This window comes from Gordonia sp. Swx-4, from assembly GCF_030316175.1.
GTDB lineage: Bacteria > Actinomycetota > Actinomycetes > Mycobacteriales > Mycobacteriaceae > Gordonia > Gordonia alkanivorans.
Genome location: NZ_CP128197.1, coordinates 420,235 through 446,897, shown reverse-complemented (window position 1 = coordinate 446,897; position 26,663 = coordinate 420,235). Strand labels below are relative to the sequence as shown.

Genomic DNA, 26,663 nt, shown 5'->3' with positions numbered 1-26,663 from the left:
TCGTCTCGACGGTCACTCGATCGGTCGTGCCCCGAGCTCGGACTTGAGAAGTTCGAGCGCGACCTGATCGGGATCGAGACGTTGTTCGGGGGCTCCGGTGCGTGCGTCGGCGACCATCTCGGCCCGCTCCTCGTCGGGGATGTCCTCGTCCGCGCGTGGCGGCTCGGGCTCCTCCGGCTCGGCCACCGGTTCGGGCGGCGGAGGCGCAGCCGCCGACTGGTCACGAGACCGGCTCGGGCGTGAATACGACTGCCGGGGCTTGGCCTGCTGCTTCGCGGACTGTGCGCCACCGGCCGCCGACGACGCGACCGCAGTGCCCGGCGCCTGATGCACGGTGCGCACGTCGAGCGGTGTGCCGAAGACCTCGGAAAGCGCCTCCCGGATGATCGTCACCGCGTGCGGTGCCGAGAGTCGTCCGACGAGCACCTCGACCGGGTGGCCGAGCACCACCGTGGTGCCCTCGAGATCGGCGATGACCGCCGCAGACAACATCGGCTCGAGACTCTTCGACCGCTCCCGCACCGCGGCCCGGATCTCCGGATAGCGTTTGCGGATCGCGTCGGCGTCGAGCCCGCCCGAGGGAGCCGGTTCTGGTTCCGGTTCCGGTTCTGGCTCCGGTTCGGGGCGCTTCGCCCGGACCGGCATCGCGTCGGGCGGCGGGACCGAGTACTCGTCGACCGGCTCGTCCGGCAACGGGATGTCGTCGGTGTAGGCCGGCTGGGCCGGCTCGGCAGTGGGTTCCCGGGTCGGCTCCGGAGCCGGTTCGGCCACGGGTGCCCGCCAGGGCGGTTCCGGTGCCGTCGGGGTGCCGCCGTTCCGGACGCCAGGGCGTACGGGTTCCGAGACCGGGGCCGGCGCGATGTTCTCTGCCTCGGGCTCTGCCCCGGGAAGGTCGAGAGTCGGTGCCGCAGCGTCGACTTCGAGAGCCTCGGCGTCGAGGGTCTCGGTGTCGAGGGTCTCGGTGTCGGGAGTGTCGGCGTCGGCGGCGTCGAGATCCCCGAGATCGAGCGCCTCGGGTTCCGGCAGGGCGTCGGGGTCGGGAAGCGCGTCGGGATCGGGGATGGCGTCGAGCGCGGGCTGCTCGACACCCAGCTCCTCGAGCATGTCCGCGTCGTCGGTCTCGACGGCGGCAACCACGTCCACCGGCGGTGCGGCAGCGACCGGCTCCGCGGCGGGCGGCGCCGGGTCGGGCTCGGAAACCGCAGGTGCAGAGGCGGGTTCGGCCGGCGCCGGTTCGACCGCCGCGGGCTTCACCGCCGGCACAGGCGGTTCGGGCGCGGTGGGTTCCGGAGCGGGCGCGGCGACCGGGGTGTCGGCCTCGGCAACCTCGGCCGCAGTGCGGCGTGCCTCCTCGGCCGCCTTCGCCTCTTCCATCGCCTTGCGCTGCGACGGACGCACGAACTTCGGTTCCGGTTCGGGCTCAGCGGGTTTCGCGGGCACCGGGATCGACGTGGTGCCGATTCCCGACTCCAGACGCTCGAGCCGCTGCAGCAGAGCGGCGTCGTCGTTCGACACGCCGGGCAGCAGCATGCGCGCGCACATCACCTCGAGCAGGAGGCGCGGTGACGTGGTTCCGCGCATCTCGCCGAGGGCGTCGTGCACGATCTCGGCGAAGCGCGTCAACGAGGCGGGGCCGAGCGTCTCGATCTGGCTTTGCATGCGTGCGAGCTGATCACCGGGCGCCTCGACCAGGCCGCGGTCGGCGGCATCGGGAACGGCCTGCAGCAGGATCAGGTCGCGGAGCCGTTCGAGGAGATCGACCGCGAAGCGTCGTGGGTCGTGCCCCGCGTCGACGACCTTCTCGACGGCCCCGAACAGAGCCGCGCCGTCGGCCGACGCCAGCGCGTCGACGGCGGTGTCGATGAGTGCGACGTCGGTGACGCCGAGCAGTGCGAGTGCGCGCTCGTAGGCGACGCCCTGGTCGTCGGCGCCGGCGAGGAGCTGATCGAGGATCGACAGCGAGTCACGCGGCGAACCACCACCGGCACGGATGACCAGCGGGTAGACCTCGGGCGCGACGGTCACGCCCTCCCGCTCACAGATCTTCTCCAGCAGCCCGCGCATGACCGGCGGGGCGAGCAGACGGAACGGATAGTGGTGCGTACGCGAACGGATCGTCGGCAGCACCTTCTCGGGTTCGGTCGTCGCGAACACGAAGATCAGGTGCTCCGGCGGCTCCTCCACGATCTTGAGCAGCGCGTTGAAGCCGGCGTTGGTCACCATGTGCGCCTCGTCGACGATGAACACGCGATAACGCGACTCGGCCGGCGCATAGAACGCGCGGTCGCGCAGCTCGCGGGTGTCGTCGACGCCGCCATGGCTGGCTGCGTCGAGTTCGATGACGTCGAGGTTGCCGGGACCGCCGGGAGCGAGAGCCACGCACGACGTGCAGGTGCCACAGGGACGCGAGGTGGGGCCCTCGACACAGTTCAGCGACCGCGCCAGGATTCGCGCCGACGACGTCTTGCCACACCCGCGCGGACCGGAGAACAGGTACGCGTGGTTGATGCGCCCCGAGTCGAGGGCACGGCTCAACGGATCGGTGACGTGCTCCTGCCCCACGACGTCGGCGAAGGTAGCCGGGCGATAGGTGCGATACAGAGCCACGCGTCGAGAGTACCGGCGACCCGTGACATCGGATGCGCCTGCCTCACACTGCGGGCGACGCCCCCGTCTCGGGTGCTTCACCCATCGACTCACCGGCGGTTCCGACCAGGTCATCGGCCATGTCGTCGGACACGTTCACCCGCTCGGCGTCGGCTCGTGCCGACGGTTCGACGACCCGCGGACTCCCGCCCTCGGCCGGCTCGCCGGCCAGTCCGCCGTCGGCGATGACCGCTGCCGCGACCCCCGGGGCGATGACCGCAGCCGGCTCGGCCGCGGTGGTCGAACGGGAGCCGAAAACCCGCAGGGCGACGACCGTCGCGATCAGGATTCCCACGAACGCGAACAGATAGGGGCTGACGGTGAACCAGTTGAGCCAGGTGACCCGCGTCTTCACGTAGAGCCCGGTGTAGTAGCCATCGGGAACGAGCGCGGGGACGTGCGTCGGCCACGCGAACGCGAGCAACACGAGCGCCGCAACACCCACCGCCGCCAGGCCCCGCTCGAGCTGGGTTCGCCTCAGGTCGAGGGCCAGGTGGACCCCGATCACCACGATCGGCACGAACCAGACCCAGTGGTGCCCCCACGACATCGGCGACACCACGCATGCGGTCATGCCGACGATGCTGATCGCGAGCAGTTCCTGGCCCCTGCGGTGGGCATAGGTGGCGACCGCGAATCCGGCGACGAGCGCGGTCAGTGCCAGGGCTCCCCACAGGAGTGTCGACGGGTGGTCGGTGTCGAGGTGGTTGGCGAGCATTCCGCGGATCGATTGGTTGCCGCGCAGTTGCGCCGAACCGACACGTTCGGACTGGAACAGCTTGCCGGTCCAGTAGGCCCAGGAGTCACGCGGCAGGACGATGAACCCGATCGCGACGGTCATGACGAAGCCGCCGATGACACCGAAGAACGCGCGCCAGTTGCGTTGCACCGCGTAGTAACCGGCGAAGATCAGCGGCGTGAGCTTGATCCCGGCGGCGATGCCGGCGCCCACGCCCTTGGTCCTGCTGGTGTCGGGACGGGTCAGGTCGGCCAGGATGAGGAGCATCAGGAAGACGTTGATCTGGCCGTACCAGATGGTGGTGCGGACGGGCTCGAGCAGCATCGCGACCGCGACGAGCGACATCGCGATGACCCGCAGCGGCCACGTCACCGGCCGGCCGAGACTGCGGAAGCTGAGCATGACGACGAGATAGAGGGCGACCACGATGCCCGCGGTCCACAACCATCGCGCCACGTCGAAGGAGATCAACGCGAGCGGAGTGAAGAGCAACGCCGAGAACGGTGAGTACGTGTAGTCGAGGTCGCCGATCATCTTGACGTCGTAGAGGCTGGCGCCTTCGGTGACCGCTTGAGCACCCTGCCGATAGACGGCCAGGTCGATCTGGTTGTTCAGCAGACCCCAGAACTGGGCTCCCCAGGGCACGACGACATCCTGGAGGACAAGAGCGATGACCCCCACGATGGCGAAACCGGATGCGAGAAGAACCGGCCTGGGCAGATTCACGATTTACAAGAGTGGCATAAGAGTCGGCACATACCGGCTACTCATCGCCGAATGAGAGCTATCTAACGCCGATCCGGCGTTTGACAGCGGCGTGTCGGCGAGACGAGTGGCTCAGCTGCGCTCCGCCAGGAGGGTCTCGGCCGAGGCGAGGAGCACGCACGTCGCGACCCCGTCCATCGCGGCCCGCAGGTCGTCGGTGTTCGGGAAGGTCGGTGCGAGACGGATGTTCCGGTCGTGCGGATCGGTCTTGTACGGGAACGCGGAACCTGCGCCGGTCAGCGCGATTCCGGCTTCCTTCGCCAGTTCGATGGTGCGTCGGGCGGCGCCGTCGACGACGTCGAGACTGATGAAGTACCCACCCTCGGGCTCCGACCACGAGGCGACCTTCGACTCGACCAGCCGGTCTTCGAGGATGTCGAGCACCAGCTTGAACTTCGGCGCCAGGATCTCGCGGTGGCGGGCCATGTGGGCGCGCACGCCGTCGGCGTCGCCGAAGAACTTGAGGTGACGCAGCTGGTTGACCTTGTCCGGGCCGATGGTCTTGAGGCCGAGGTACTTGCTGAACCACGCGAGGTTCTCGTCCGACGACCCGAAGAACGCCACCCCGCCGCCGGCGAAGGTGATCTTCGACGTCGAGCCGAGGACGTACACACGGTTGGGATGACCGGCCTCGGCGGCCATCTCGAGGACGCGCAGCGGCGTCGGTGGGGCCTCCACGAGGGTGTGCACCGCGTAGGCGTTGTCCCAGTAGATGCGGAAGTCGGGTGCCGCGGGCATCTCGAGCAGTCCGCGGGTCACCGCCTCGGAGAAGGTGACGCCGGTCGGGTTGGAGTAGGTGGGTACCGCCCAGAGGCCCTTGATGCTCGGGTCGTTGGCGACGAGTTCGGCGCAGAGGCGCACGTCCGGACCGTCGGGGAGCATCGGCACCGGGATCATCTCGATGCCGAAGCTCTCGGTGATCGCGAAGTGCCGGTCGTATCCGGGCGACGGGCACAGGAACTTGATCTTCTGGCGGCCCCACGGCTCGTCGGAGTCGGCGGTGCCGTGCAGCAGGCCGAAGACGGTGAGATCGTGCATGAGCTCGAGGCTCGAGTTGCCGAACGCGATCAGGTTCGCGGGGTCGACGGCGAGCAGCTCGCCGAAGACCTCGCGCAGCTCGGGCAGGCCGTTGAGGCCGCCGTAGTTGCGGGTGTCGGTGCCTTTGCCGTCGCGGTACTCGTCGCCGGGGAGCGACAGCAGCGCGTTGGAGAGATCGAGCTGCTCGGGAGCGGGCTTGCCGCGGGTGAGGTCGAGCTTCAGACCCAGAGCGGCCAGCTCGTCGTAACGCTTCTTCAGATCCGCCTGGGTGTCTCGTAGTTGGTCGACACTCATCGAGTGGAAATTCAACGTTAGACCTCTCGCGCTCGACGCCGGCGCGAGTGTCCGACGACGCAGACCTGGAAATGGAAATCGGGGATATAGGGGACCCCGCGCACCCGAGAGAGCCCGTTGACCCTTGCTGCCTTCCGGCCCTGGGGGAGTTCACAGGATGCACGCCGCGCGGGATCCGTCGTCCAGTGTAGCGAGGGTTCACAGCCGGGTGACACCGGGTGGTCACCACCCCCGCGACGGCGCCGGTCCGCGCAGGCGAGGCAGGTGATCGTCTCCCGGATACGACGAAGGTCCGCGGTGCACTCCCTTGCGGGTCGTGCACCACGGACCTTCGGTGGCGGAGGATAGGGGATTCGAACCCCTGAGGGCTGTTAACCCAACCCGCGTTCCAGGCGAGCGCCATAGGCCACTAGGCGAATCCTCCAACGTCGAGATGATAGCCGCCGGGGACTCCCACACCCAAACCCGCTTGCCGGCCGCTCGGTCGGCACTAGGGTCGGGGCATGTCCGATTCCTCTCCCATCGTCGTGATCGGAGCGACCGGCGGACAGGGCGGTGCCGTCCTCGACGCGCTGCTCGACGCCGGTTTCGCGGTGCGCGCCCTCGTCCGCGACGCCGTGTCGTCGAAGGCCGCGGCGCTCGCCGACCGCGGTGTCGAACTCGCCGTCGGCGACATCGTGAGTGGCGTAGGACTCACCGATGCGTTCACCGGCGCGGCGGGAGCCTTCGCGCTGACGACGCCCTTCGAGTCCGGCGTCGACGCAGAGGTCGCCCAGGGCACCGCGCTGATCGAGTCGGCGACCGCGGCCGCGCTCCCCTACCTCGTCTTCTCGTCGGTGGCCTCCGCCGACCGCGACACCGCCGTCCCCCACTTCGACTCCAAGTTCGAGGTCGAGCGGATGCTCGCCGCCACCGACATCCCGCACACGATCGTCGGGCCGGCCTACTTCTACGACAACCTGCTCGCCGGGTCCGACGCGTTCGCCACCGGCGTCATGCCGATCGCGATGCCTGCGGACAAACCGCTGCAACAACTCTCACGCCGCGATCTCGGCCGGTTTGTCGCGACGCTGTTCCGCAACCCGGGTGCGTACACCGGCGAACGGATCGACATCGCCTCCGACCATCCGACGCCTCTGGAGATGGCGCAGATCGTCGGCGACGTACTCGGAACGACGGTCAGCGCGGAATCCTATGATCCCGAACGCATCCCGTCGCCCGACATGAGTGCGATGTTCCGCTTCCTCGGCGATCGCGGTTACGAGGTCGACATCCCCGCACTGCACCGCCGGTTCCCCGGTGTCGGTTGGCAGACCTTCGCCGAGTGGGCCGCCGAGGCGCTGCGCGGTTGACCCGCGAATCTTCCGTATGACGTCGAACCCGGAAAGCGGGCACAACGTCATGCGGATCGGATCCCAGGGAGCGTCAGTCCCCGATCCGGTTACCCTTCTCGTCCCAGTGCTCGGCGACCTTCTTGCTCGGCTGCACACGTGGCGGCTCGCCGGGCATCTTCGGGTAGCTGGGCGGATAGGGCATGTCCGCCAGCCCGTTCGCGTCGTCCTCCTGGACCATCTCGAGCAGGTTCTCGATGCCGCGGCGGTGGTCGGCGATGTCGGCCCACGGATCACCGCGATCCTCCAGCAACTTCGGGACGGTGGCCATGGTGCAGTCGTCGGGATCGACATCGGCCAGTTCGTCCCATGTCACCGGGGTCGAGACCCGGCCGGTCGCGCTGCGGCGGACGGAGTAGGGCGAGGCCATCGTGCGGTCGCGGGCATTCTGGTTGTAGTCGATGAAGATCCGTTCCCCACGTTCCTCTTTCCACCACGAGGTGGTGACCCGGTCCGGGTCGCGGCGTTCCAGTTCACGGGCGATCGCGATGACACAGCGCCGCGTGGCGATGAAATCCCACAGCGGCTCGATGGGGACGTAGACGTGAATCCCGCGCCCACCCGAGGTCTTCACGAAGCCGGTGAAGCCGAGCTCGTCGAGCAGTGGTTTCAGCCCGTCGATCGCCACGTTCCGGACGTCGTCGAAGGTCGTGCCGGGTTGCGGGTCGAGGTCGATGCGGAGCTGGTCGGGATGGTCGTTGTCCGGGTGCAGGGTCGGCCAGGTGTGGAACGTGACCGTCCCCAGGTTCGCCGCCCACACCAGATCGGCCGGCATCGTCGGGCGGATGGCGTCCCCGGTTCGTTTGGACGGGAACACGATCGGCGTGGACTGCACGTGGTCGGGCCGCTTCTTCGCGATGTGCTTCTGGTAGATCTCCTCCCCCTCGACACCGTCGGGGAAGCGTTGCAGAAACGTCGGCCGGTCGCGCGTCGCGCGCATGAGCGGCCCGTCACCGCTGTCGTCGACGCCGAGCGCGAGCGTCCGGTAGTAACCGACGAGATCCCGCTTGCGGCCGCCGTTCTCGCCGAGCTCGGGGAAGTAGATCTTGTCCGGGTTGCTGAGGCGGACGGCGACCCCGTCGACGTCGAGCTCTTCTGCGGGAGAACGTGATGCCATGGTCATTCCCCTTCGAGGACGTCGTGCAGGTCGTAGGTGAGCGGAACCTCTAGCTGGTCGTAACCGCAGCTCTCCGGGTCCCGGTCGGGGCGCCAGCGGAGGAACTTCACGGTGTGGCGGAAACGCTGGTTCTCCATCTGGTCGTAGGCGAACTCCGCGACCAGTTCGGGACGAATGGGAATCCACTCCCCCGACTTCTCCGACCGCCAGCGGGTGGGTTCACCCGGCGACGGCTTGTCCGGGTCGAGACGCATCGGCTCGAACATCTCTTGCAGTTCAACACGTTTGGCGTCGGAGAACGCACCCGCTCCCCCGACCATGTGCAGCTCGCCGTCGTCGCCGTAGAGCCCGAGCAGCATAGAGCCGATCCCCCTGCCGGACTTGTGGATTCGGTAACCGAAGATCACGCAGTCCGCGGTCCGCTTGTGTTTGATCTTCAGCATCTCGCGCTTGTTCTCCACGTAGAGGCCGTCGAGTCGCTTGGCGACGACGCCATCGAGGCCGGCGCCCTCGAAGGCGGAGAACCAATCCTCGGCGACCGAGGGGTCGCCGGTCACCCGGCTGACGTGCATTCGCCGATCCCGGCCGCCGGGTCCGACCGCGCGCAGCAACGCCTCTCGACGAACCTCGAACGGTTCGTCCTTGACCGACGTCGATTCCAGCGCGAGTGCGTCGAAGCCGATGAAGATCGCGGGTGTCTTCTCGGCGAGCATGTTGACCCTCGACTCGGCGGGATGGATGCGCTGGGCCAGCGAATCCCAGTCGAGCCGATGCGTGTTGCCGATGAGTGCGGGCACCCCGATCTCGCCGTCGAGGACGACCCTGTCCGGCAGCTCGGCCTTTGCCGCGGCCACGACCTCCGGAAAGTACCTGGCCAGGTCTTTCCCGCCGCGGGAACCGATCAGCACCTCGTCGCCGTCGCGGAAGATCAGCGCGCGGAATCCATCCCACTTCGGCTCGTACGACCAGGCGGTGTCACCGTCGGGCTGCTGCGGCACGGCGGTGACCGCCTTGGCCAGCATCGGGGCTACGGGCGGCATGACCGGAAGATCCATGGCTTCACTGTTCCTCACTTCTCCGGGCGCTGGCAACGACCCGCCCGGAAGTCCGGGCCGACCGCCGGGTCTGGCGCAGAGACAGACCACCGGCGAGATCGGTTCTCATCGCGGGTCGTCGGAGCGACGCGGTAACCTCGACGCGATGTCGACACAGCACGCAGCGGGCCGGTATGCGCCGTCCCCGTCGGGCGACCTCCACGTCGGCAACCTGCGGACCGCCCTGCTGGCCTGGTTGTTCGCCCGCACGACGGGTCGGCGGTTCCTCATCCGCATGGAGGATCTCGACCGCGCGGTCGCCGGCGCCGACGCCCGGCAACTCGCCGACCTCGCCTCGCTGGGCATGGACTGGGAGACCCCCGTCGTCTATCAGACGCAACGACGGGACATCTACGGCCGGATCATCGACCGTCTCCGCAAGGGCGGCCGGACCTTCGAATGCTTCTGCACGCGTCGCGAGATCCTCGAGGCCCCGTCCGCTCCCCATGCACCGCAGGGCGCCTACCCCGGCACCTGCCGGAACCTCACCGACGCCGAGCGCGCCGAGAAGATCGCCGCCGGCCGACCGCCCGCGTTTCGCATCCGGGCCGATACCACCGAGTTCACCGTGACCGACCTGCTCCACGGCACCTTCACCGGGATGGTCGACGACTTCGTCATCCAGCGCAACGACGGCACCCCCGCCTACAACCTGGCCGTCGTCGTCGACGACGCCGCGCAGGGAGTCGATCAGGTCGTGCGCGGCGACGACCTGCTGTCGTCGGCTCCCCGCCAGGCCTACCTCGCCACGTTGCTCGGCGAGACCCCGCCGACCTACGCCCATGTGCCGATGGTGCTCAACACCGACGGCGTCCGGCTCTCCAAGCGCGACGGAGCGGTGACCCTCGCCGACCTCGCAGCAAGCGGTGTTCCGGCCGGCACCGTCCTCTCGCACATCGCTCGCTCGCTGGGCCTCGCAGGTCCCGGCGAAACCGTCGATCTCCACACGCTCGCAAGCCGTTTCGACCCCGATGCCCTCCCCCGCGAACCCTGGCTGCTGGGGCCCACGGAGTGGTCGTCCTGACGGTTACGCGGTCGTCGCCAGCAACCTCTGCAGCAGGTCGTTGAGCGTGATCAGCCCGATGGCCCGGCCGGAGTCGGTGACCAGCGCGAGGTGGGCGCGGCGTTCACGCATGGCGGCGAGCGCCTCGTAGACCGGTTGCCCGGATTCGATCCGCAGCACCGGGCGCATGAGATCGGCGGCTGTGGCACCCGGCTCCGCGCGCAGGCTGTCGCGCACGTGCACGACGCCGTGCACCGGTCCCCGGTCGGCGTCGCGCACCAGCAGCCGGAGGTGTCCCGAAATCCGTCCGGCCGTCTGGATCTCGTCGGCACTCGCGGTCGGCAGCACCGCGCCCAACGTGTCACTGGGCGTGACGACGTCGCCGAGCGTCAGCGATTCGAGTTCGAGTGCGCTGGTCAGATGCGCGTGATAGCGCTCGTCGAGTGTCCCGACCGTCGCCGAGTGCTCGACCAGGTGACGCAGCGCGTCGCTGTCCTGTCCGGTGGCCACCTGGTCCACCGGTTCGACGCCGACCCGCCGGAGGCACCAGTTCGCCAGGTGGTTGAGCTGCACGATGATCGGCCGCGTGAGCCACATGAAGGCTCGCATCGGCAGGGCCAACACGATCGCCGACCGCTCCGGGTGGGCGATCGCCCACGACTTCGGGGCCATCTCACCGACCACCAGATGCAGGAACGTCACGATGATGAGCGCCAGCACGAAGCCGACGATGTCCGCAGACCAGTACGGCAGGCCCCAGGTCTCGAACAGCGGCGTGAGCCAGTGGTGGACAGCAGGTTTCGTGATCGAACCGAGCGCGAGCGTGCAGACGGTGATGCCGAGCTGCGAGCCCGCGAGCAGCACGGACAACTCCGATGCGCTGCGCAGGGCGGCGCGGGCACTGCTACTCGTCGCGGCCTCGTCCTCCAGCCGGTGGCGTCGGGCCGCGATCAGAGCGAACTCGACGGCGACGAAGAAAGCACTCGCCGCGATGAGCGAGACGGTGATCACCCCGATGACCCACGGGTTATCCATTGTCGGCCTCCCGTCCGGCGTCCGATCCTGCTGCGTCGGTGCTCACTTCGGTTCCGAGTGTCATCGACACCAGCGCCGGCACATGCTTCTCGACCTCGAGGACATCGACGCGCACCACACGGGGTGGCGCCTCGTCGTCGTCGAGGACTGAGGCCGGATCGGGATCGATGGTGATCTCGACGGTCTCCCCGACCTCGGGCAACCCGACGAACTCGGCGATCACCAGTCCGGCGATCGTCTCGTAGTCGCCTTCGGGCAGTTCCCAACCGATCGCACGGGACACCTCGTCGACGTGGGCGTCACCGCGGACACGCCAGCCGCCGGCGGTCTTCTCGATCGCCGCGGAGGTCTCCGGGTCGTGCTCGTCGTCGATCTCGCCCACCAGTTCCTCGGCGATGTCCTCGGCGGTCACGACGCCGGCGAAGCCGCCGTACTCGTCGATGACGATGGCCATCTCCTCGTGTGCGTCAGAGAGGTTCTCCAGCACCTCCGGCAGCGGCAGGGTCGACGGGACGACGACCGCGCGGCGGCAGAGGTCACCCGCGGTGGCCGTCGGGACAGCCTGCGCGGGTTGTTTTTTCAGCGCGTACGACCACTCGAGAAGGTCGTGGAGATGGACCACGCCGAGAACTTCGTCGTCACCGGCGACCGGGTACCGGGTGTGCCCGGTACTCATCAGAGCGAGTACCTCGGAGGCGGGCAGCGACGCGTCCACCTGATCGGTGTGCGGACGCGGGATCATCGCGTGTTCGGCTGTGCGTGTGGGGAACTCGAGCACGCGGTCGAGCAGCACGGACAGGTCTTCGGGAAGCTCACCGGCGTCGCGCGACTCGGCGACGATGTGTTCGAGGTCGCGGACCGACGCGGAGTGTTCGACGTCGTGGACCGGCTCGATCCGCAGTGCGCGCAGCAACAGGTTCGACGCCTTGTCGAACAACGCGATCAGCCAGCCGAACACGGCGAGGTAGATCGCTGTCGACCGGGCGAGCCAGAGCGCGACCGGTTCCGGCCGGGCGATCGCGAGGTTCTTGGGGAAGAGTTCGCCGAAGACCATCTGCACGACGGTGGAGAACAGGATCGCGATGACCGTGCCGATCGCGACACCGACACCCACCGGGATGCCGACGTTGCTCAGCAGGTCACCGACCCCGGAACCGATCAGCGGTTCGGCGACGTAACCGACGAGCAGGCCGGTGACGGTGATGCCGAGCTGGGCACCGGACAGCATGAACGAGGTTCGCCGGGTGACGGAGAGGGCGCGCTTCGCTGCGGCGTCACCGGATTCGGCGCGGGCCTTCAGGCGGGAGCGGTCGACCGCCATGAAGCCGAATTCCTGGGCCACGAAGTAGCCGGTGACGGCGGTGATCGCGAGGACGACCAGGATTCCCAGGAAGATTCCGAGAACGGTCAGCATGTCGCCATCCGATCAGCTTCGACGCCTGGGACGTCGGGATGGATCTCGCAGTGGACTGCGTGTCCGGAACGCGGGTCAGGGCCCGGTTCGGGGCAGGGTGCGGACGGGTGTCGTCGGCGTTTTCGGCGCTTTGCGCGTCTCATCGTCTCTCTCGCTGGTACTCGATTACCCCTACAGGGTGCCGAGTGTTCGGGGGTGTACGCAACCTCGTTGCGATGGGGTCACAACGAATCACCGTTCCGCGCGGTTCCGGGACGTGACCCACCACACGGCGTCGGGGACGCGTTCAGTCCCGCGTCGAACCGTAGTAGCGCCGCAGGAACTCGTCGCGGTACTCGATGTACGTGCCGTTCTCGATCGCCTGTCGGGCCCGGTCTACCAGCGTGACGATGAACGACACGTTGTGCAGGGTCGCCAGCGTCGGGCCGAGACCCTCCTTCGCCTTGAACAGGTGATGCAGGTAGGCGCGGCTGTACTGCGAGGTGTAGTTCTCGATCTCGGGATCGAGCTGCCGGAAGTCGTTGCGGTACTTCGCATTCGTGATGTTGTATCGACCGTCGAGCGAGTAGATCGCACCGTTGCGGGCGACGCGCGTCGGCGATACGCAGTCGAAGGTGTCCACACCGTTCTCGATGGCGGTGAAGATGTCGTCGGGTTCGCTGATGCCCAGCAGGTGCTTGGGCGCGTCCTCGGGCAGTTCGTCGTTGACCCAGCCGACGATGGTGCCGAGGTTGTGCTTCTCGAGCGCGCCGCCGATGCCGTAACCGCCGAAGCCCTTGCCGCCGGCCTCGCGATCGGCCTCGCTCAGCGCGACGAGATCGCGGGACGCCTTGCGCCGCAGATCCTCGTACTGGGCACCCTGGATCACACCCCACAACGCCTGCTGGGGCCGATGTGCACGCTCGACACTCAGTCTGTTGTGCTCGGCCAGGCACCGGATTGCCCACAGCCGGGTACGCTCCAGCGAATTCTCCTGGTACGCACGGGTGTTCATCAACGTGGTGAGCTCGTCGAAGGCGAAGATGATGTCGGCACCGAGCTGGTGCTGAATCTGCATCGACACCTCGGGGGTGAAGCGATGCGACGAACCGTCGAGGTGCGACTTGAAGGTCACCCCGTCGTCGTCGACTCGCGACAGACGTTCCTTGCCCTCGGCGATGAGCGAGTCGTCGGGGCTGACCTCCATCGCGATGACCTTCTTGAAGCCGGCGCCGAGCGACATGACCTGGAATCCGCCGCTGTCGGTGTAGGTCGGGCCCGACCAGTTCATGAAGGCACCGAGCCCGCCGGCCTGATCGATGATCTCGGGGCCCGGCTGCAGGTACAGGTGGTACGCGTTCGCGAGGACGGCCTGCGCACCCAACTCGGCCACCGACTCGGGCAGAACGGTCTTCACCGTCGCCTTGGTACCCACCGGCACGAAGGCGGGGGTCTGGATCGCGCCGTGCGGGGTGCTGATCACCCCGGTGCGGCCGCGGGTGCCGGGCAGGGTGGTGCCGACGGTGTAGGCGGGGTCGGCGACTTCGGTTCCGGTACTGCTCACCGGTGCATCCTCCCAGGTCGGTGGCCTCCACCCAAACCGACGACGCCGCCGTCGGCCCCGTCTGCGCCCTCGACGACCTATCGCTCCGGCGTTCCGGCATTCGATACGGTGGGGACCATGTCGTGCAGAACGCGCCGCGCCATCGCCTCCGGGGCCAGGGTCGCCACCACCGCACTCGGCCTGTCGTTGGCCCTGTTCACACTGTCCGCGTGCGGTTCGGAACAGGATGTCACCGACACCTCCGCGAGCGGCGGGAACGGCGCTGTCGCTTCGGCGGAGCAACCCGCCGACGCCCCGTCGACCTCCGCACCCGTCGTCCCGGGTCGCAAGCCCGCGTCGGCCCGTCCCAACTCGGTCACCTCTGGTGCCGACGCGGACGAATCGACTCAGGGCGGCCCCGGCACCACCTGCGGCAGCATCCCCGGCCCCGACGGCGCGCTGCGTGTTCTGGTCCTCGCCGGCGACGTCGACTGCGACCAGGCGAAGTCGATCGCCGACGAGTACGGCCCCAAGATCGTCACCGGCACGCAGCAGTCGGTGGGCGGCTGGACCTGTGGGCCGTCGGCGCTACAGGGCGTGCTCGCCGCCTGCCAGAAGGACACGACGGTCATCGGTTTCGCTCCCTGACCCCAACTCGCTTGACCCTCACGCGACGTCAGACCCCAAGGTTGCTCATGTGAGTGAAGAGAAGCACCACCCGCTCCGCACTCCTGCGTCGGACCTGACCGTTGGCGTCGTCGCGGGGATGGTCGGAGTCAGTGTCCGCACACTGCACCACTACGACCAGATCGGTCTGGTGACGCCGTCGCGCCGCACGCCTGCGGGATACCGCGTCTACGACGACGCCGACGTCGCACGGCTCTACCGTGTCCTCACCTATCGCGAGCTGGGCTTTTCACTCGGGCGGATAGCGACCCTGCTCGACGATCCCGATGCTGACGAACTGCATCAACTCCGCGCGCAGCACGAGCTGCTCACCGACCGGATCGATCACTTGCACCGGATGGTCGCAGCGGTGGAGGAGATGATGATGTCGAAGAAGCAGGGGATCCAGCTGTCCGCGGCCGAGCAACGCGAGATCTTCGGCGACGACTGGCGCGGCGAGGAGTACGCGGCGGAGGCCGAGGAACGGTGGGGCGAGACCGCCGCGTGGCAGGAGAGCCGCAAGCGCGTCGCCCGGTTCTCGAAGGAGGACTGGCGGCAGATCAAGGCCGACGCCGATGCCCTCGAACGGCGCCTCGCCGACGCGATGCTCCGCGGACTCACACCCGGTTCCGCCGAAGCCGATGCCCTCGCCGAGGAGCACCGCGCACAGATAAGCCGGTTCTACGACTGCACCCACGAGATGCACGTCGGGCTCGCCGACATGTACGTCGCCGACCCGCGTTTCACCGCGCACTACGACGAACAGGCGCCCGGGCTCGCCGTCTATCTGCGCGAGGTCATCCGGGCCAATGCCGAGAAACGGATCTGATCGACGCCGCCCGGTGTCTGCTCACTCGTCCAGATAACGCTTCCGGAGCGCTTCCGGCACAGCGGGATCCAGTCCCAGACCGTCGCGGAAGTAGCCCTCGATGTCACCGAACTGTGCGGTCATCTCCTCGAAGGCGCCCTCGAGGTAGTTCCGCTGGACGCCGAGGATCGGTTTCAACACCTCGGGGTCGCCGCCGGCCGTCTGGAACGCGGCGAAGACCGGGTGCAGTGCCGGGATGAGCTCGTCGTTGGTGAGCAGGTAGTCCTCGAACACCTCGTCACGTCCGACACCGAGCACAGAGAGGAAGGTGGCAGCGGCCCAGCCGGTCCGGTCCTTGCCGGTCGTGCAATGGAACAGTGCCGCACCCGGCAACGCGGGCTCGGCGAGTGCGCTGAACAGCCGGTGGTAGGCCGCATGGGCGCTGGGCAGGGTCAGGATCTGTCGGTAGGTGGCCTCCATCAGCTCCGCCGCCTTACCTCCCCCGAGCGCATCGCTCACCGCGGCGACCGCGGCCGGATCGGCGACCACCTCGTTGAGACGGGCCGGGATCGCGGTCGACGAATCGGCCAGCACGTCCAAGGGGACCTCTGCGACGCCGGGCAGTGCCGGGTCCGGCGCAGCCGAACGCTCGGCAACCGTGCGGAGGTCGTAGACGGCCGTGATACCCAGCGCGTCGAACTTGGCGAGGTCGTCACCGGCCAGTCGGTGGAGCTCGGTGGACCGGAAGACCAGACCGGGTCGGACCCGGCGTCCATCGGCGGTCGTCCATCCGCCGAGGTCCCGGAGATTCGGCACGGTGGAAAGAGACAAGGCGTGGGCGTGGGTGAGGTCGGTCATGACGAGAGATTCTGACAGGCCGATCCGACGACGATTGGGTCCAGCGACCGAAATGTGGCACCGATTCACACACCGCAAACCTGGTGAGGCACTTCGGTGGCGTCGCGACGACGAGAAGTTAACGCGAACTATGGTGTTACTCCCGGGTAACGGCAATATCGTGCCGTCTTCGGAGATTGCCCTGGCCCAGCCATTCTTTCCCCCGGAAAGGGGACACCGAAACCCAGTCCGCGGGATTCCGGACACATCATGAGGATTACGGCCGTTCACCCCAAACGTGCTGTTCGCGGACGTAGCGGGCACTTCGAACCGGACCCCGGAGCCGTTACAGGTTGCCGGGGCGAATTTCGTGCCAGGTTCGCCCTCTGTGACCTGCGCGTTCGCATTGATATGCCGGATATGCCTGGGCTAAGTTCCAACGTATGTCCAGCAAAGTGACTGTTCACGGTCGCACACTCATCCGAGTCACTCGGGTATTCGACGGGACGTCCGAAGGACTGATCGAGGGCACAGACCCACTCATCGAGGGCGACGCCGCGCGAATCTTAAAGAACCTCTGAATTCACCCCCAGCCTGTCGTACTGCTCACCGGCGGTACGGCAGGCGAGTCGGTTATGCCGACACAACGACAGAAAGTTGGACGATGTGGTCTTCGGATCGGGCGGCAGCGATGCGTGATGCCCCGGAGCCTGGCGGCACCCCCTCTGACGCGACCCTGATCGAAGGCCACGGACTCTCCGTGGATGCTTCCTGGGGCCACATCTACGGCCCGGTCGACCTTCGGGTCCGCACCGGCGGGGTCACGGTCATCGCCGGGCCGGAGGGCCGAGGCCGCACCGCACTGCTCCTCACCCTCGCAGGTCGCATGAAGCCGACGAAGGGTGAGCTGGTCGCCTTCGACCGCGCCAACGACGCCCACCACCTGTTCGAGAACGCGGCCGTCGCGTGGATCGACGAGGTCGACGGGATCGAACAGACCATCCGTGTCAGCGACGTCATCACCGAGCAGATCCGGTGGTCGGCGCCTTGGTACAAGTGGGTCACGCCCGCGCGCGAGGAAGACCTCGAGCGCATCTGCCGACCCGTCTTCGGCCCCTACCCCCTTCCCGCGATGGAATCGTTCGTCGAGGAACTCCCCGAGCTGACCGCGGCTCTCTTCCGGATCGCCGTGGGCAACCTGCGCCGTCCGCCACTGCTGGTCGTCGGCGGAGTGGACAACCTGACCCGGCGCGAGAACCAGGTCCATCTCATGGACCGCCTCGTCGACCTGGGCCGCACCCAGACGGTGATCACCGCCGACATCAACGCCGTGTCCCCGGCCGGCGGCGTCCGTGACGTCATCCCCGTCGACAACCTCACAGATGGCCAGTTCGTCGGCCTCGAGCACGAAGATCGGACGTAGGAACATGTTTGCCGCATTCTCGCCGGGCAGCGACATCAAGCGCTACTACCGGGGCCGGATGCCCCGGCTGGCGCTCGTGGTCATCATGCTCATGCCGCTCCTCTACGGCGCGATGTACCTGTGGGCGTTCTGGAATCCGTTTGCCGCCGCCGACAAGATCCCCGTCGCACTCGTCAACGAGGACACCGGTGCAGTCGTCGAAGGGCAGAAACTCGACGCCGGCTCCCAGGTCGCGGCCGGACTGATCGAGTCCAAGCAGCTCGATCTGCACGAGGTCTCCGCCGCCGAGGCCGCCGACGGTGTCGCGCACGGCAAGTACTACTTCTCGATCACGCTGCCCGCCGACTTCAGCAAGGCGATCGCCTCGCCCACGAGCGACAAGCCGCGTTCGGCGCCGCTGGTGTTCACCTACAACGACGCCAACAACTACCTGGCGACGATCATCGGTCAGGACGCCGCCCAGCAGGTCGTCAACAAGGTCAGCGCACAGGTCGGCGCGCAGACGTTCGAGATCGTCCTCAACGAGGTCGGGGACCTCACGCCCAAGCTGACGGAAGCGGCCGACGGCGCGAACGAACTTGCCGCCGGTCTGAAGACCGCCGACTCGGGCGCTCAGGAGCTCGCGTCCGGTCTCGGCCAACTCGACTCCGCACTGATCAAGGCCACCGATCCCCTGCTCAACGCACTCGGCGCCGACCAGACCGGTCTGTCCTCAGCCGAGGTGAATGCGGCCGCAGATCGACTCGCCCGCAATGCCGGAGCGGCGTCGAACGAACTCACGACCGCCGCGAATCAGCAGTCGCAGGCCAGCAAGGGCCTCGACTCGGTCATCGCCCAGCTGAGTTCGTCGCCGGATCCCACGATGCGATCTCTCGCCAATGCCCTTTCCCCCGCACAACAGTTCCTGCGCACCAGCGGACTCGGACCGGACGCGAACAACCAGCTCACCCAGCTGAACAACGACGCCAACGTGCTCTCGCAGCAGCTCGGCAATCCGAACAGCCCCCTCCGCCTCGGCCTCACCCTCGTCGAGAACGGCGGCCTTCGCAACGACATCCTCGCCGCACGCGGTGCCGCCAACGAACTGAAGAGCGGCTCAGCCGAACTCAGCTCTGGCCTCGGTGAGCTGAGCGCGGGTGCCGACGAACTGGCGTCCGGTCTGGAAGAAGGGGTCAAGGCCATCCCGTCCTGGACCAACCAGGAGAAGACGGAGATCGCCAAGACGTTGGCACAGCCCGTCGCCCTGCAAGAGGACTACACACACGAGGCCCCGACCTTCGGTACCGGCTTCGCACCGTTCTTCATGTCCCTGGCACTGTTCGTCGGCGGCATCATCACCTGGATGTTGTTGACGCCGTTGCAGTCCCGCCCGATCGTCCAGGGCTTCTCGTCGCTGCGCGTCGTATTGGCCTCGTACGCACCCGCTTTCGCCATCGGCTTCATCCAGGCGACCGTCCTGTACACGGTGGTCACCTTCGCGGTCGGGCTGCGTGCCGAGTACCCGATAGCCACGTTCCTGTACCTGTTGCTCGTGGTCGCGACCTTCATGGCGATGATCCAGATGTTCAACGCGGTCTTCGACGTCGCGGTCGGACGTGTTGTGACACTGGCGTTCCTGATGATCCAGCTGGTGTCCGCGGGTGGTATCTATCCCGTGCCGACCACGGCCACGCCGTTCCAGTACATCCACTACGTAGACCCGATGACCTACACGGTGGAGGGCCTCCGACAACTCACGGTCGGCGGCATCGACTACCGACTGTGGCTCGCCATCGGTGTCCTCAGCGGAATCACCCTGGGCTGCCTGCTCATCTCGTCGTGGGCCGCCCGTCGAAACCGCCAGTACACGATGGACCGTCTGTATCCGCCGGTGGAAGTCTAGGGAGGTCGAGACAGGCAAGCCCCCGTGACTGTCGTCTACCTCGAGTAGATCGCTTCAACCGCCCCATTTCCGGTATTGAGCGCCTTAGCATCTGAACACCAGGAGGAATACATGACACCCAAATCGAACTCGCAGGCCCGCGCCACGACCAACATCGGCGACAACCTGAATCTGCGGACCGTCTTCACCCGCCCGGGCGAGGCCACCGATCTGCCCAAGTTCTCGATGGCCGACGACATGCTGCTGCCCGAGACCGCCTACCAGATCGTCCACGACGAGGCGATGCTCGACGGCAACGCGCGCCTGAACCTGGCGACCTTCGTGTCGACCTGGATGGACGACGAGGCGAAGAAGCTCTACTCCGAGACCGTCGACAAGAACATGATCGACAAGGACGAGTACCCGCAGACGGCCGCCATCGAGGACCGCTGCTGGAAGATCCTCGCCGACCTCTGGCACAACCCGAACGTCGACAACGCCATCGGCACCTCGACCATCGGTTCGTCGGAGGCCTGCATGCTCGGCGGCCTGGCCCTCAAGCGCCACTGGCAGGCCCGCCGCAAGGCCGAGGGCAAGTCCACCGAGACCCCGAACCTGGTGCTGTCCACCGCCGTTCAGGTCTGCTGGGAGAAGTTCTGCAACTACTTCGAGGTCGAGCCCCGCTGGGTGCCGATCAGCCCCGACCACATGGTCCTCGACGGCCACGAGCTCGAGAAGTACGTCGACGAGAACACCATCGGCGTCGTCGCCATCATGGGCCAGACCTACACCGGCATGTACGAGCCGGTGAAGCAGATCGCCGCCAAGCTGGACCAGATCCAGGCCGACACCGGCCTCGACGTGAAGATCCACGTCGACGGCGCGTCGGGCGCGATGATCGCTCCGTTCTGCCAGCCCGACCTGGAGTGGGACTTCCGCGTCGACCGCGTCGTCTCCATCAACACCTCGGGCCACAAGTTCGGCCTCGTCTACCCGGGTGTCGGCTGGATCGTGTGGCGCGACACCGAGGCGCTGCCGGAGAGCATGGTCTTCCACTGCAGCTACCTCGGTGGCGACATGCCCACCCTGGCTCTGAACTTCTCGCGTCCCGGCGCCCAGGTGCTGCTGCAGTACTACCAGTTCCTGCGCCTCGGCCGTGAGGGCTACCGCCAGGTCCAGCAGGGTTCGCTCGACGTCGCGCAGTGGCTGTCGTCGGAGATCGCCAAGATCGACGCCTTCGAGCTCGTCAGCAAGGGCGACACCATCCCGGTCTTCGCATGGCGCCTGAAGTCGGGCCACACCGACAACTGGAACCTCTACGACCTGTCTGATCGCCTGCGCATGAAGGGCTGGCTGGTCCCGGCCTACCCGATGGCCGACGACCTCGCCGACCTCACCGTCCAGCGCATCGTCGTCCGCGCCGGCCTGAGCCACGACCTCGCGCGTGCCCTCATCGCCGACATCCAGACCGAGGTCGACTTCCTCGATCGTCTCGAGGGCCCGATCCCGGCCGAGGGTGAGCGCTCGCACTTCCACCACTGATCGCCGAGATCGTCGCGATCCCCTGATGTGTCCCCGGCCTGGCATCCCTTCCAGGCCGGGGACGCATCGTCGCATTCACAGACAGGTAGAAAATGAGTATTGCCGCGTCAGCCCCCAGACGCAGCACGGTCTTCATCCCGACCCTGAACAAACAGTGTTGGGGCTTCATGATCGGATCCGCACTCTTCGCGTTGAGCGCGGCGCCGGGCTTCGGCAGCTCGGCTGGATCGTCGGCCGTCAATCTCTGCTGCTTCGTCGGGGCGTGGTTCTTCACCGCCGCCGGCCTGATCCAGCTGATCCTGAGCGGCCCCGTGACGACCAAGGTCGACTACGGCAGCGGCATCATGGTGCGCGCCGACTGGCTCGCGGCGTCGACCCAGTCGTTGGGAACGATCCTGTTCAACGTGAGCACCACCGCGGCACTCACCGCGCATTCGATCCCCTCCCAGAGAGAGTTCGTCTGGTCGCCGGATGCCGGCGGATCGATCCTCTTCCTCGTCAGCGGCTTCATGGCCGTTCGCGGCTACCGGCACGCACACAAGTTCTTCGACCCGGGTTCGGCCGGCTGGTGGTCGGTGCAGATCAACCTCATCGGATGCATCGCCTTCGGCGTCGCCGCGGTGGGCGCCTACGTGTCCAAGGGCGGAGTCACGGTCGACACGGCGATGGCGAACTGGGGAACCTTCATCGGAGCGATCTGCTTCTTCCTGGCGTCCCTCGTGGTCCTCCCGGCCTGGGACCGCAACTCCGCGGGTGAGTCGGCATGACCGGACCACTTACACAACCGAATCCCGGCGAGGGCGCTCGGGCACCGGGGAGCCGGGGATGACCGAGCTGTTCCGGGACGATGTCTCGTCGGACCCCCTCCCGCCGAAGGTGATCGAGACGTGGGAGCGCCGTGTCGGCGTGCACCGCAGCAACATCCATGCCGAACCGATCCGGCTCACCGGACCCGACGGAATGCGCCACTACGGGCAGCACGTCGAGGTGCGGACCGATGACCCCGGTTCGTTCGACTCGCTGATGTACGTACGTCAGCTCTCGATGATCGGCACGTTCTGCAGCCTGCACACCCCGCTCGAGGTGTCGCGGAACCCGCGCCTCATCTCCGAACAGCCCTCCGAAGACCTGGTCATCGGGGTGCACACCCTGGAGGGCAAGCACATCATCCGCCAGGGGTCACGCGATTTCGCCTACGGCCCCGGGCAACTCGCCTTCGTCAGCAATGCATCCCCCTACCTCGAGCGGACCTTCGAGATCAATGACCCTGCGGGCCTGGTGATCCCGCTCGAACTCCTCGGGAACCAGCGCCGCGTCGCCGAGCAGGCCCGCCGGCCGGTCGCCTCTCACACCCTGCTGGCGCGCGCCACCGCATCGTTCATCCTTCAGTTCGCGTCGGACACCGCGGTCGGCGTGACCGAACCCGGCCCGGACACGGAGATGGCCGCCATCGAATTGGTTCGCGCTGCACTCGGACAGCTCGACTACGACAATCGACAGATCACCGACAACGCCCTTTTCGTGCGGGAGGCGGTCTCCGACCTCATCGAGCGTCACCATCGCGATCCCTCGTTCACCCCGAACGCGATCGCCCGCTACCTGCACATCAGCCGCCGTCAGCTGTACCGGCACTTCGAGGACACCGAGGACTCGTTGGCCGCACGCATCGCCGACCGCAGACTCAAGACCGCCTGCGAGTTCCTCCGGACACGTCCGGACATGGCGGTCTCCGAGGTGGCCAGGATCTCCGGCTTCCCGTCGAGTCCCACGATGCGCAACCGCTTCCGGGCCGAACTCGGGATCGGCCCGAGCGAATACCGCGCCCGCGCGGCCGCCGAGGCCGACCCCGTGGAGAACTGGGAATCACCGACCGCGTGACACGCGGCCGGCCCGGACCTCAGCTCAGCAGGGCCTGCGCCACCCGCTCCAGTGCGGCGACGCGACTTCCTTTGACCAGTACCGCATCTCCTCCGGCGAGGTCGCCGAGTGCGGCAACCGCTTCGTCGACGCCGGAGGTGTGGCGCGCGGTGTCGCCGTAGTCGGGTTCGTCGACCGCGATGACCTCGATGCCGAGTTCGTGTGCCTCGAGTGCGATCGCGTGATGCTGGGCCGGAGAGTCCGATCCGAGTTCTGCCATGGTGCCGAGAACGGCGACGCGTCGTCCCGCGGGCAGCGCGGCGAGCGACTTCAGTGCCGCCGACATCGACGTCGGGTTCGCGTTGTAGGCGTCGTTGAGCACGATCGTGCCGTCGGCGTTCTTCGCGAGTTCCATTCGCAGACCGGACAATTCGGCGGCAGACATACCATTGGCGATGTCCTCGACGGACACTCCGAGACCGCCGCCGGCCGCCGCGGCCGCGAGCGCGTTGGGGACCTGGTGCTCACCCCGCGCACCGAGGCGCACGTCGGTCGAACCCCACGGCGTGTGCAACCGGAACGATGCTCGCAGCTCGTCGTCGACGACGATGTCCGACGCGTACACGTCGGCGTCCGGCGACAGGCCGTACCGCAGCACCCGGGCCGAGGTGCGCTCCGCCATCGCCGCGACGTACCGGTGATCGGCGTTCAGAACCGCGATCCCGTCGGCCGGAAGGGACTCGACCAGCTCACCCTTCGCGCGGGCCACCGATTCGATGTCCCCGAACAACTCGAGGTGGACACCTTCGACGCGCGTGATCACGCCGACGGTCGGGCTCGCGATGGAGCACAGCAGGTCGATGTGGCCGATCCCGCGCGCACCCATCTCGAGGACCACGGCTTCGACGTCGTCGGCCGCGCCCGCCAGGGTCAGCGGAAGGCCCAGTTCGTTGTTGAAGGACTTCTCGCTCGCCGCGGTGCGGTAGGTGGTCTGCAGGACCCCGGCCAGGAGGTCCTTGGTGGAGGTCTTGCCGACCGAGCCGGTGATGCCCACGACGCGGTCGGGAATACGGCCGCGGACCGCACGCCCGAGATCAGCGAGGGCCAGGGCGGTGTCGGGGACGCGAATGGCGGTGCCGCGAGAGACCTCCGCGCGCGAGGTGAAGTACGCCGCCGCGCCGCTCTCCAGGGCCGACGGGATGAAGTCGTGACCATCCCGCTCGGCGACGATCGGCACGAAGAGCTGACCCGGCCGGACATTGCGCGAGTCGATGCTCGCCCCGTCGATCTGCACGTCGGGACCGATCAACTCGCCGCCGACGGACGCTGCGACCTCACTCGCCAAGAAATGCACGACCTCACGCTAGCCGACGTCCGCGGACCGGCTTCCCGAGCCGTCTGCGCTGCTGGTCGAGCCGTGTCGAAACCCACAACCGGCCACGCCACCCCGAGAACTCGGTTGCCGGGGGCCGTATCGTGACATGCATGTCTTCGCGGCTCCTGCGTCTTGTGGTCCTCTATGGCGGGGTGTCCGCCGAACATGATGTGTCACGGGTCACAGCCGCGCATGTTCTCGCCGCCGCTGACCGGGCCAAATACGATCTGGTCCCCATCGGCATCGCCAAGGACGGCACCTGGCTGCGCAACGACAAGGCCATCGCCGCGATCGCCGACGGCACCCCGCTCCCGGACGTCCTGGAGGTGGCCGGCACCGTCGTCGACCCGCTGACCGAACTCCGCGGACACGCCGACCAGGCGATCACCGTCGTCCTGCCGCTGCTGCACGGTCCGCACGGCGAGGACGGCACCATCCAGGGGATGCTCGAACTGTTCAAGCTGCCCTACGTCGGCGCCGGGGTGCTCTCGTCGGCGGTGTGCATGGACAAGGCAATGGCGAAGATCGTCGCCGCGCAGGCCGGCATCCCGCAGTGCCGCTGGGTCGAGTTCCGCGACGGCGTCGACGACCCGGACACGATCGTCCCGCGGGTCGTCGAGGAGCTGGGGCTCCCGGTGTTCGTCAAGCCCGCGAACCTCGGATCGTCGGTCGGCATCACCAAGGCGCACGACGAGCGTGAGCTGGACGCCGCGATCAACCTGGCCCTGCGCTACGACAACGTGGTGATCATCGAGGAGAACGTCACCGGTCGCGAGATCGAGGTGGCCGTCCTCGGCGACACCGCCCCCGAGACGTCGGTGCCCGGCGAGATCGAACCCGGCAGCGAGTTCTACGACTACGAGGACAAGTACGTCACCGGCGCGGCGAAGCTCGTCATCCCGGCGGTCCTCCCCGACGCCGCGATCGCCGAGGTCAAGGAGCTCGCGGCCCGGACGTTCACGGCGATGCGCTGCACCGGTATGGCCCGTGTGGACTTCTTCTACGAGGCCGACGGTCGCGGCTGGCTGCTCAACGAGGTCAACACCATCCCCGGGTTCACCCCCGGTTCGATGTACCCGAAGCTGTGGGAGGCCACCGGGGTGCCCTACGCCGATCTCATCGACCAGCTCGTCGTCTTCGCGCTCGAGGTCCACCGGCGCCGCGCCGGCTTCTCGACCGAGCACTGAGCCACCCGACGACCGACGCGCGGGTCAAGTCACCCGAACCGGACGTCGAACGGCGGTAGCATCGCACGCGTGACCCACACCCAGGCTGCCCGGTCGCTGCGCGTGCTGGTCTATTCCGACGATTCGGAGACCCGGGCCCAGGTCATCGGTGCGCTCGGTACCCGGCCGTCCCAGGACATCCCCGAGCTCAGCTTCATCGAAGTCGCCACGGCTCCAATGGTCTTCGCCCAGCTCGACGCCGGCGTGGTCGATGCGGTGATCGCCGACGGCGAGGCCTCCCCGGCCGGCGGGATGGGGATCGCCAAGCAGATGAAGGACGAGCTGGACCCGAGCCCACCGGTGCTCGTGCTGCTCGGCCGCGCCGACGACCGCTGGCTCGCCGAATGGTCGCGGGCCGATGCCGTCGCCACTCTCCCGGTCGATCCGATCGCCCTCGCAGAGGCCTTCGTCGAGATGGTCGAGAAACGCCGAACTGCCTGAAACGGGTGACTCCCGCGGGACGACCACCTAGGCTTGTGGTGTAGCTCACAACCGCGTCGGGAGGTTCTGACCGAACCCCTGGCACGGGCAGGACAATCGCCGAGCCGGAATCGCCCACCAGGTGTTTCGGCCGCCCGGAGCGAGGAGGAGTCCACGCTTTGAACGCCTACGTCCCGATCATGATCCTCGGGGCAATCGGCGTGGCGTTTGCCGTTTTCAGCGTCTTCATCGGTATCGCGATCGGCCCGAAACGGTACAACCGCGCCAAACTCGAGGCGTACGAGTGTGGCATCGAGCCGGTCGGCCAGAGTCTTCTGACTCCCGCCTCCCGTCGCGGGGGCGAGGGCCCCACGTTCAGCGGCCCGATCCAGCGGGTGCCGGTCAAGTACTACCTCACCGCGATGCTGTTCATCATCTTCGACATCGAGATCGTCTTCCTCTACCCCTGGGCCGTCGCCTTCGACTCCTTCGGCTGGTTCGGCCTCGCGGCCATGCTCTTGTTCATCGTCAACGTCTCGGTCGCCTACGCCTATGAATGGCGTCGTGGCGGACTGAGCTGGGACTGAGGA

At 67.6% G+C, this 26,663-nt stretch carries 22 protein-coding genes, 1 tRNA gene and 1 other RNA gene; 12 read left to right on the top strand and 12 right to left on the bottom strand.

The annotated features are described in order from the left end of the window. Positions 1-12: 12 nt before the first annotated feature. The 5 genes from PWF70_RS01950 to PWF70_RS01930 form a co-directional block, all read right to left on the bottom strand. Entirely contained in the window at positions 13-2,607 is a 2,595-nt protein-coding gene (locus PWF70_RS01950; RefSeq protein WP_279957163.1) for a DNA polymerase III subunit gamma and tau, read from the bottom strand. 43 nt (positions 2,608-2,650) lie between these two features. After that, positions 2,651-4,111, bottom strand: a complete 1,461-nt coding sequence (locus tag PWF70_RS01945) for a glycosyltransferase 87 family protein (protein ID WP_035754412.1) — start codon at positions 4,109-4,111, stop codon at positions 2,651-2,653. Positions 4,112-4,222: 111 nt separating this feature from the next. After that, entirely contained in the window at positions 4,223-5,497 is a 1,275-nt protein-coding gene (locus tag PWF70_RS01940; RefSeq protein ID WP_035754406.1) for an aspartate aminotransferase type Ic, read from the bottom strand. 70 nt (positions 5,498-5,567) lie between these two features. Continuing rightward, an RNA gene (gene ffs, locus PWF70_RS01935) (signal recognition particle sRNA small type) lies at positions 5,568-5,662 on the bottom strand. A 155-nt stretch (positions 5,663-5,817) separates the two neighbouring features. Further along, positions 5,818-5,906, bottom strand: a tRNA-Ser gene (locus PWF70_RS01930). Positions 5,907-5,985: 79 nt separating this feature from the next. On the opposite strand from PWF70_RS01930, the gene PWF70_RS01925 reads away from it, so the two are divergent. Beyond that, positions 5,986-6,834, top strand: a complete 849-nt coding sequence (locus PWF70_RS01925; protein ID WP_155224950.1) for an NmrA/HSCARG family protein — start codon at positions 5,986-5,988, stop codon at positions 6,832-6,834. A gap of 73 nt (positions 6,835-6,907) precedes the next feature. Here PWF70_RS01925 and PWF70_RS01920 read toward each other — a convergent pair whose 3' ends face one another. Further along, on the bottom strand, positions 6,908-7,990 hold the full coding sequence (locus PWF70_RS01920; protein ID WP_155224949.1) for a DNA polymerase domain-containing protein: 1,083 nt from the start codon (positions 7,988-7,990) through the stop codon (positions 6,908-6,910). Between the two features lie 2 nt (positions 7,991-7,992). Further along, a complete protein-coding gene (locus tag PWF70_RS01915; RefSeq protein ID WP_155224948.1) occupies positions 7,993-9,045 on the bottom strand; it encodes an ATP-dependent DNA ligase in 1,053 nt (350 codons plus the stop codon). 145 nt (positions 9,046-9,190) lie between these two features. Here PWF70_RS01915 and gluQRS point away from each other — a divergent pair, with 145 nt between their 5' ends. Continuing rightward, positions 9,191-10,108, top strand: a complete 918-nt coding sequence (gene gluQRS / locus PWF70_RS01910; protein WP_279957160.1) for a tRNA glutamyl-Q(34) synthetase GluQRS — start codon at positions 9,191-9,193, stop codon at positions 10,106-10,108. A gap of 3 nt (positions 10,109-10,111) precedes the next feature. On the opposite strand, the gene PWF70_RS01905 is transcribed toward gluQRS, so the two are convergent. The 3 genes from PWF70_RS01905 to tgt form a co-directional block, all read right to left on the bottom strand. Next, the gene (locus PWF70_RS01905; protein WP_155224946.1) at positions 10,112-11,122 is read right to left on the bottom strand and encodes a hemolysin family protein; all 1,011 of its coding nucleotides are present in this window, start codon (positions 11,120-11,122) and stop codon (positions 10,112-10,114) included. Continuing rightward, a complete protein-coding gene (locus PWF70_RS01900; RefSeq protein WP_155224945.1) occupies positions 11,115-12,536 on the bottom strand; it encodes a hemolysin family protein in 1,422 nt (473 codons plus the stop codon). The genes PWF70_RS01905 and PWF70_RS01900 overlap by 8 nt, the downstream gene beginning before the upstream one ends. Positions 12,537-12,822: 286 nt before the next feature. Next, a complete protein-coding gene (gene tgt / locus PWF70_RS01895) occupies positions 12,823-14,079 on the bottom strand; it encodes a tRNA guanosine(34) transglycosylase Tgt (protein WP_155224944.1) in 1,257 nt (418 codons plus the stop codon). Positions 14,080-14,196: 117 nt separating this feature from the next. On the opposite strand from tgt, the gene PWF70_RS01890 reads away from it, so the two are divergent. Both PWF70_RS01890 and PWF70_RS01885 read left to right on the top strand, forming a co-directional pair. Next, positions 14,197-14,706, top strand: a complete 510-nt coding sequence (locus PWF70_RS01890; RefSeq protein WP_006358947.1) for a hypothetical protein — start codon at positions 14,197-14,199, stop codon at positions 14,704-14,706. A 49-nt stretch (positions 14,707-14,755) separates the two neighbouring features. Further along, a complete protein-coding gene (locus PWF70_RS01885; RefSeq protein ID WP_155224943.1) occupies positions 14,756-15,553 on the top strand; it encodes a MerR family transcriptional regulator in 798 nt (265 codons plus the stop codon). Between the two features lie 21 nt (positions 15,554-15,574). Here PWF70_RS01885 and PWF70_RS01880 read toward each other — a convergent pair whose 3' ends face one another. After that, the gene (locus PWF70_RS01880; RefSeq protein WP_155224942.1) at positions 15,575-16,390 is read right to left on the bottom strand and encodes a tyrosine-protein phosphatase; all 816 of its coding nucleotides are present in this window, start codon (positions 16,388-16,390) and stop codon (positions 15,575-15,577) included. A gap of 670 nt (positions 16,391-17,060) precedes the next feature. On the opposite strand from PWF70_RS01880, the gene PWF70_RS01875 reads away from it, so the two are divergent. The 5 genes from PWF70_RS01875 to PWF70_RS01855 all read left to right on the top strand — a co-directional run bounded on the left by PWF70_RS01875 (position 17,061) and on the right by PWF70_RS01855 (position 23,073). Then, on the top strand, positions 17,061-17,792 hold the full coding sequence (locus tag PWF70_RS01875; RefSeq protein ID WP_005200505.1) for an ATP-binding cassette domain-containing protein: 732 nt from the start codon (positions 17,061-17,063) through the stop codon (positions 17,790-17,792). Positions 17,793-17,796: 4 nt separating this feature from the next. Then, positions 17,797-19,674 (top strand): YhgE/Pip domain-containing protein, encoded by a 1,878-nt coding sequence (locus PWF70_RS01870; RefSeq protein ID WP_075863641.1) that lies wholly within the window; start codon positions 17,797-17,799, stop codon positions 19,672-19,674. Positions 19,675-19,785: 111 nt separating this feature from the next. Further along, positions 19,786-21,195 (top strand): glutamate decarboxylase, encoded by a 1,410-nt coding sequence (gad, locus tag PWF70_RS01865; RefSeq protein WP_006358942.1) that lies wholly within the window; start codon positions 19,786-19,788, stop codon positions 21,193-21,195. Between the two features lie 92 nt (positions 21,196-21,287). Then, the gene (locus PWF70_RS01860) at positions 21,288-21,962 is read left to right on the top strand and encodes a hypothetical protein (RefSeq protein WP_075863550.1); all 675 of its coding nucleotides are present in this window, start codon (positions 21,288-21,290) and stop codon (positions 21,960-21,962) included. A gap of 58 nt (positions 21,963-22,020) precedes the next feature. Continuing rightward, positions 22,021-23,073 carry a helix-turn-helix domain-containing protein gene (locus tag PWF70_RS01855; protein WP_075863549.1) on the top strand — a complete coding sequence of 351 codons (1,053 nt, stop codon included), beginning with the start codon at positions 22,021-22,023 and terminating at the stop codon, positions 23,071-23,073. A 19-nt stretch (positions 23,074-23,092) separates the two neighbouring features. On the opposite strand, the gene PWF70_RS01850 is transcribed toward PWF70_RS01855, so the two are convergent. After that, positions 23,093-24,406, bottom strand: a complete 1,314-nt coding sequence (locus tag PWF70_RS01850) for a UDP-N-acetylmuramoyl-tripeptide--D-alanyl-D-alanine ligase (RefSeq protein ID WP_075863548.1) — start codon at positions 24,404-24,406, stop codon at positions 23,093-23,095. A 131-nt stretch (positions 24,407-24,537) separates the two neighbouring features. Here PWF70_RS01850 and PWF70_RS01845 point away from each other — a divergent pair, with 131 nt between their 5' ends. From PWF70_RS01845 to PWF70_RS01835, 3 genes are all read left to right on the top strand, one after another. Beyond that, positions 24,538-25,614, top strand: a complete 1,077-nt coding sequence (locus PWF70_RS01845) for a D-alanine--D-alanine ligase family protein (protein WP_035754385.1) — start codon at positions 24,538-24,540, stop codon at positions 25,612-25,614. A 69-nt stretch (positions 25,615-25,683) separates the two neighbouring features. Beyond that, complete coding sequence (locus PWF70_RS01840; RefSeq protein ID WP_035754383.1) at positions 25,684-26,094, top strand: hypothetical protein; 411 nt, start codon at positions 25,684-25,686, stop codon at positions 26,092-26,094. A 158-nt stretch (positions 26,095-26,252) separates the two neighbouring features. Further along, on the top strand, positions 26,253-26,660 hold the full coding sequence (locus tag PWF70_RS01835; RefSeq protein WP_006358936.1) for an NADH-quinone oxidoreductase subunit A: 408 nt from the start codon (positions 26,253-26,255) through the stop codon (positions 26,658-26,660). Positions 26,661-26,663: the final 3 nt, after the last annotated feature.

What these genes read in the sequence shown, in the direction of transcription:
- PWF70_RS01860 (WP_075863550.1), top strand. Translation starts at nt 21,288, where the DNA reads ATGAGTATTGCCGCGTCAGCCCCCAGACGCAGCACGGTCTTCATCCCG.
- PWF70_RS01925 (WP_155224950.1), top strand. Translation starts at nt 5,986, where the DNA reads ATGTCCGATTCCTCTCCCATCGTCGTGATCGGAGCGACCGGCGGACAG.
- PWF70_RS01920 (WP_155224949.1), bottom strand. Translation starts at nt 7,990, where the DNA reads ATGGCATCACGTTCTCCCGCAGAAGAGCTCGACGTCGACGGGGTCGCC.
- PWF70_RS01905 (WP_155224946.1), bottom strand. Translation starts at nt 11,122, where the DNA reads ATGGATAACCCGTGGGTCATCGGGGTGATCACCGTCTCGCTCATCGCG.
- PWF70_RS01845 (WP_035754385.1), top strand. Translation starts at nt 24,538, where the DNA reads ATGTCTTCGCGGCTCCTGCGTCTTGTGGTCCTCTATGGCGGGGTGTCC.
- PWF70_RS01875 (WP_005200505.1), top strand. Translation starts at nt 17,061, where the DNA reads ATGCGTGATGCCCCGGAGCCTGGCGGCACCCCCTCTGACGCGACCCTG.
- PWF70_RS01855 (WP_075863549.1), top strand. Translation starts at nt 22,021, where the DNA reads ATGACCGAGCTGTTCCGGGACGATGTCTCGTCGGACCCCCTCCCGCCG.
- PWF70_RS01890 (WP_006358947.1), top strand. Translation starts at nt 14,197, where the DNA reads ATGTCGTGCAGAACGCGCCGCGCCATCGCCTCCGGGGCCAGGGTCGCC.
- PWF70_RS01870 (WP_075863641.1), top strand. Translation starts at nt 17,797, where the DNA reads ATGTTTGCCGCATTCTCGCCGGGCAGCGACATCAAGCGCTACTACCGG.
- gad (WP_006358942.1), top strand. Translation starts at nt 19,786, where the DNA reads ATGACACCCAAATCGAACTCGCAGGCCCGCGCCACGACCAACATCGGC.
- gluQRS (WP_279957160.1), top strand. Translation starts at nt 9,191, where the DNA reads ATGTCGACACAGCACGCAGCGGGCCGGTATGCGCCGTCCCCGTCGGGC.
- PWF70_RS01900 (WP_155224945.1), bottom strand. Translation starts at nt 12,536, where the DNA reads ATGCTGACCGTTCTCGGAATCTTCCTGGGAATCCTGGTCGTCCTCGCG.
- PWF70_RS01880 (WP_155224942.1), bottom strand. Translation starts at nt 16,390, where the DNA reads ATGACCGACCTCACCCACGCCCACGCCTTGTCTCTTTCCACCGTGCCG.
- PWF70_RS01915 (WP_155224948.1), bottom strand. Translation starts at nt 9,045, where the DNA reads ATGGATCTTCCGGTCATGCCGCCCGTAGCCCCGATGCTGGCCAAGGCG.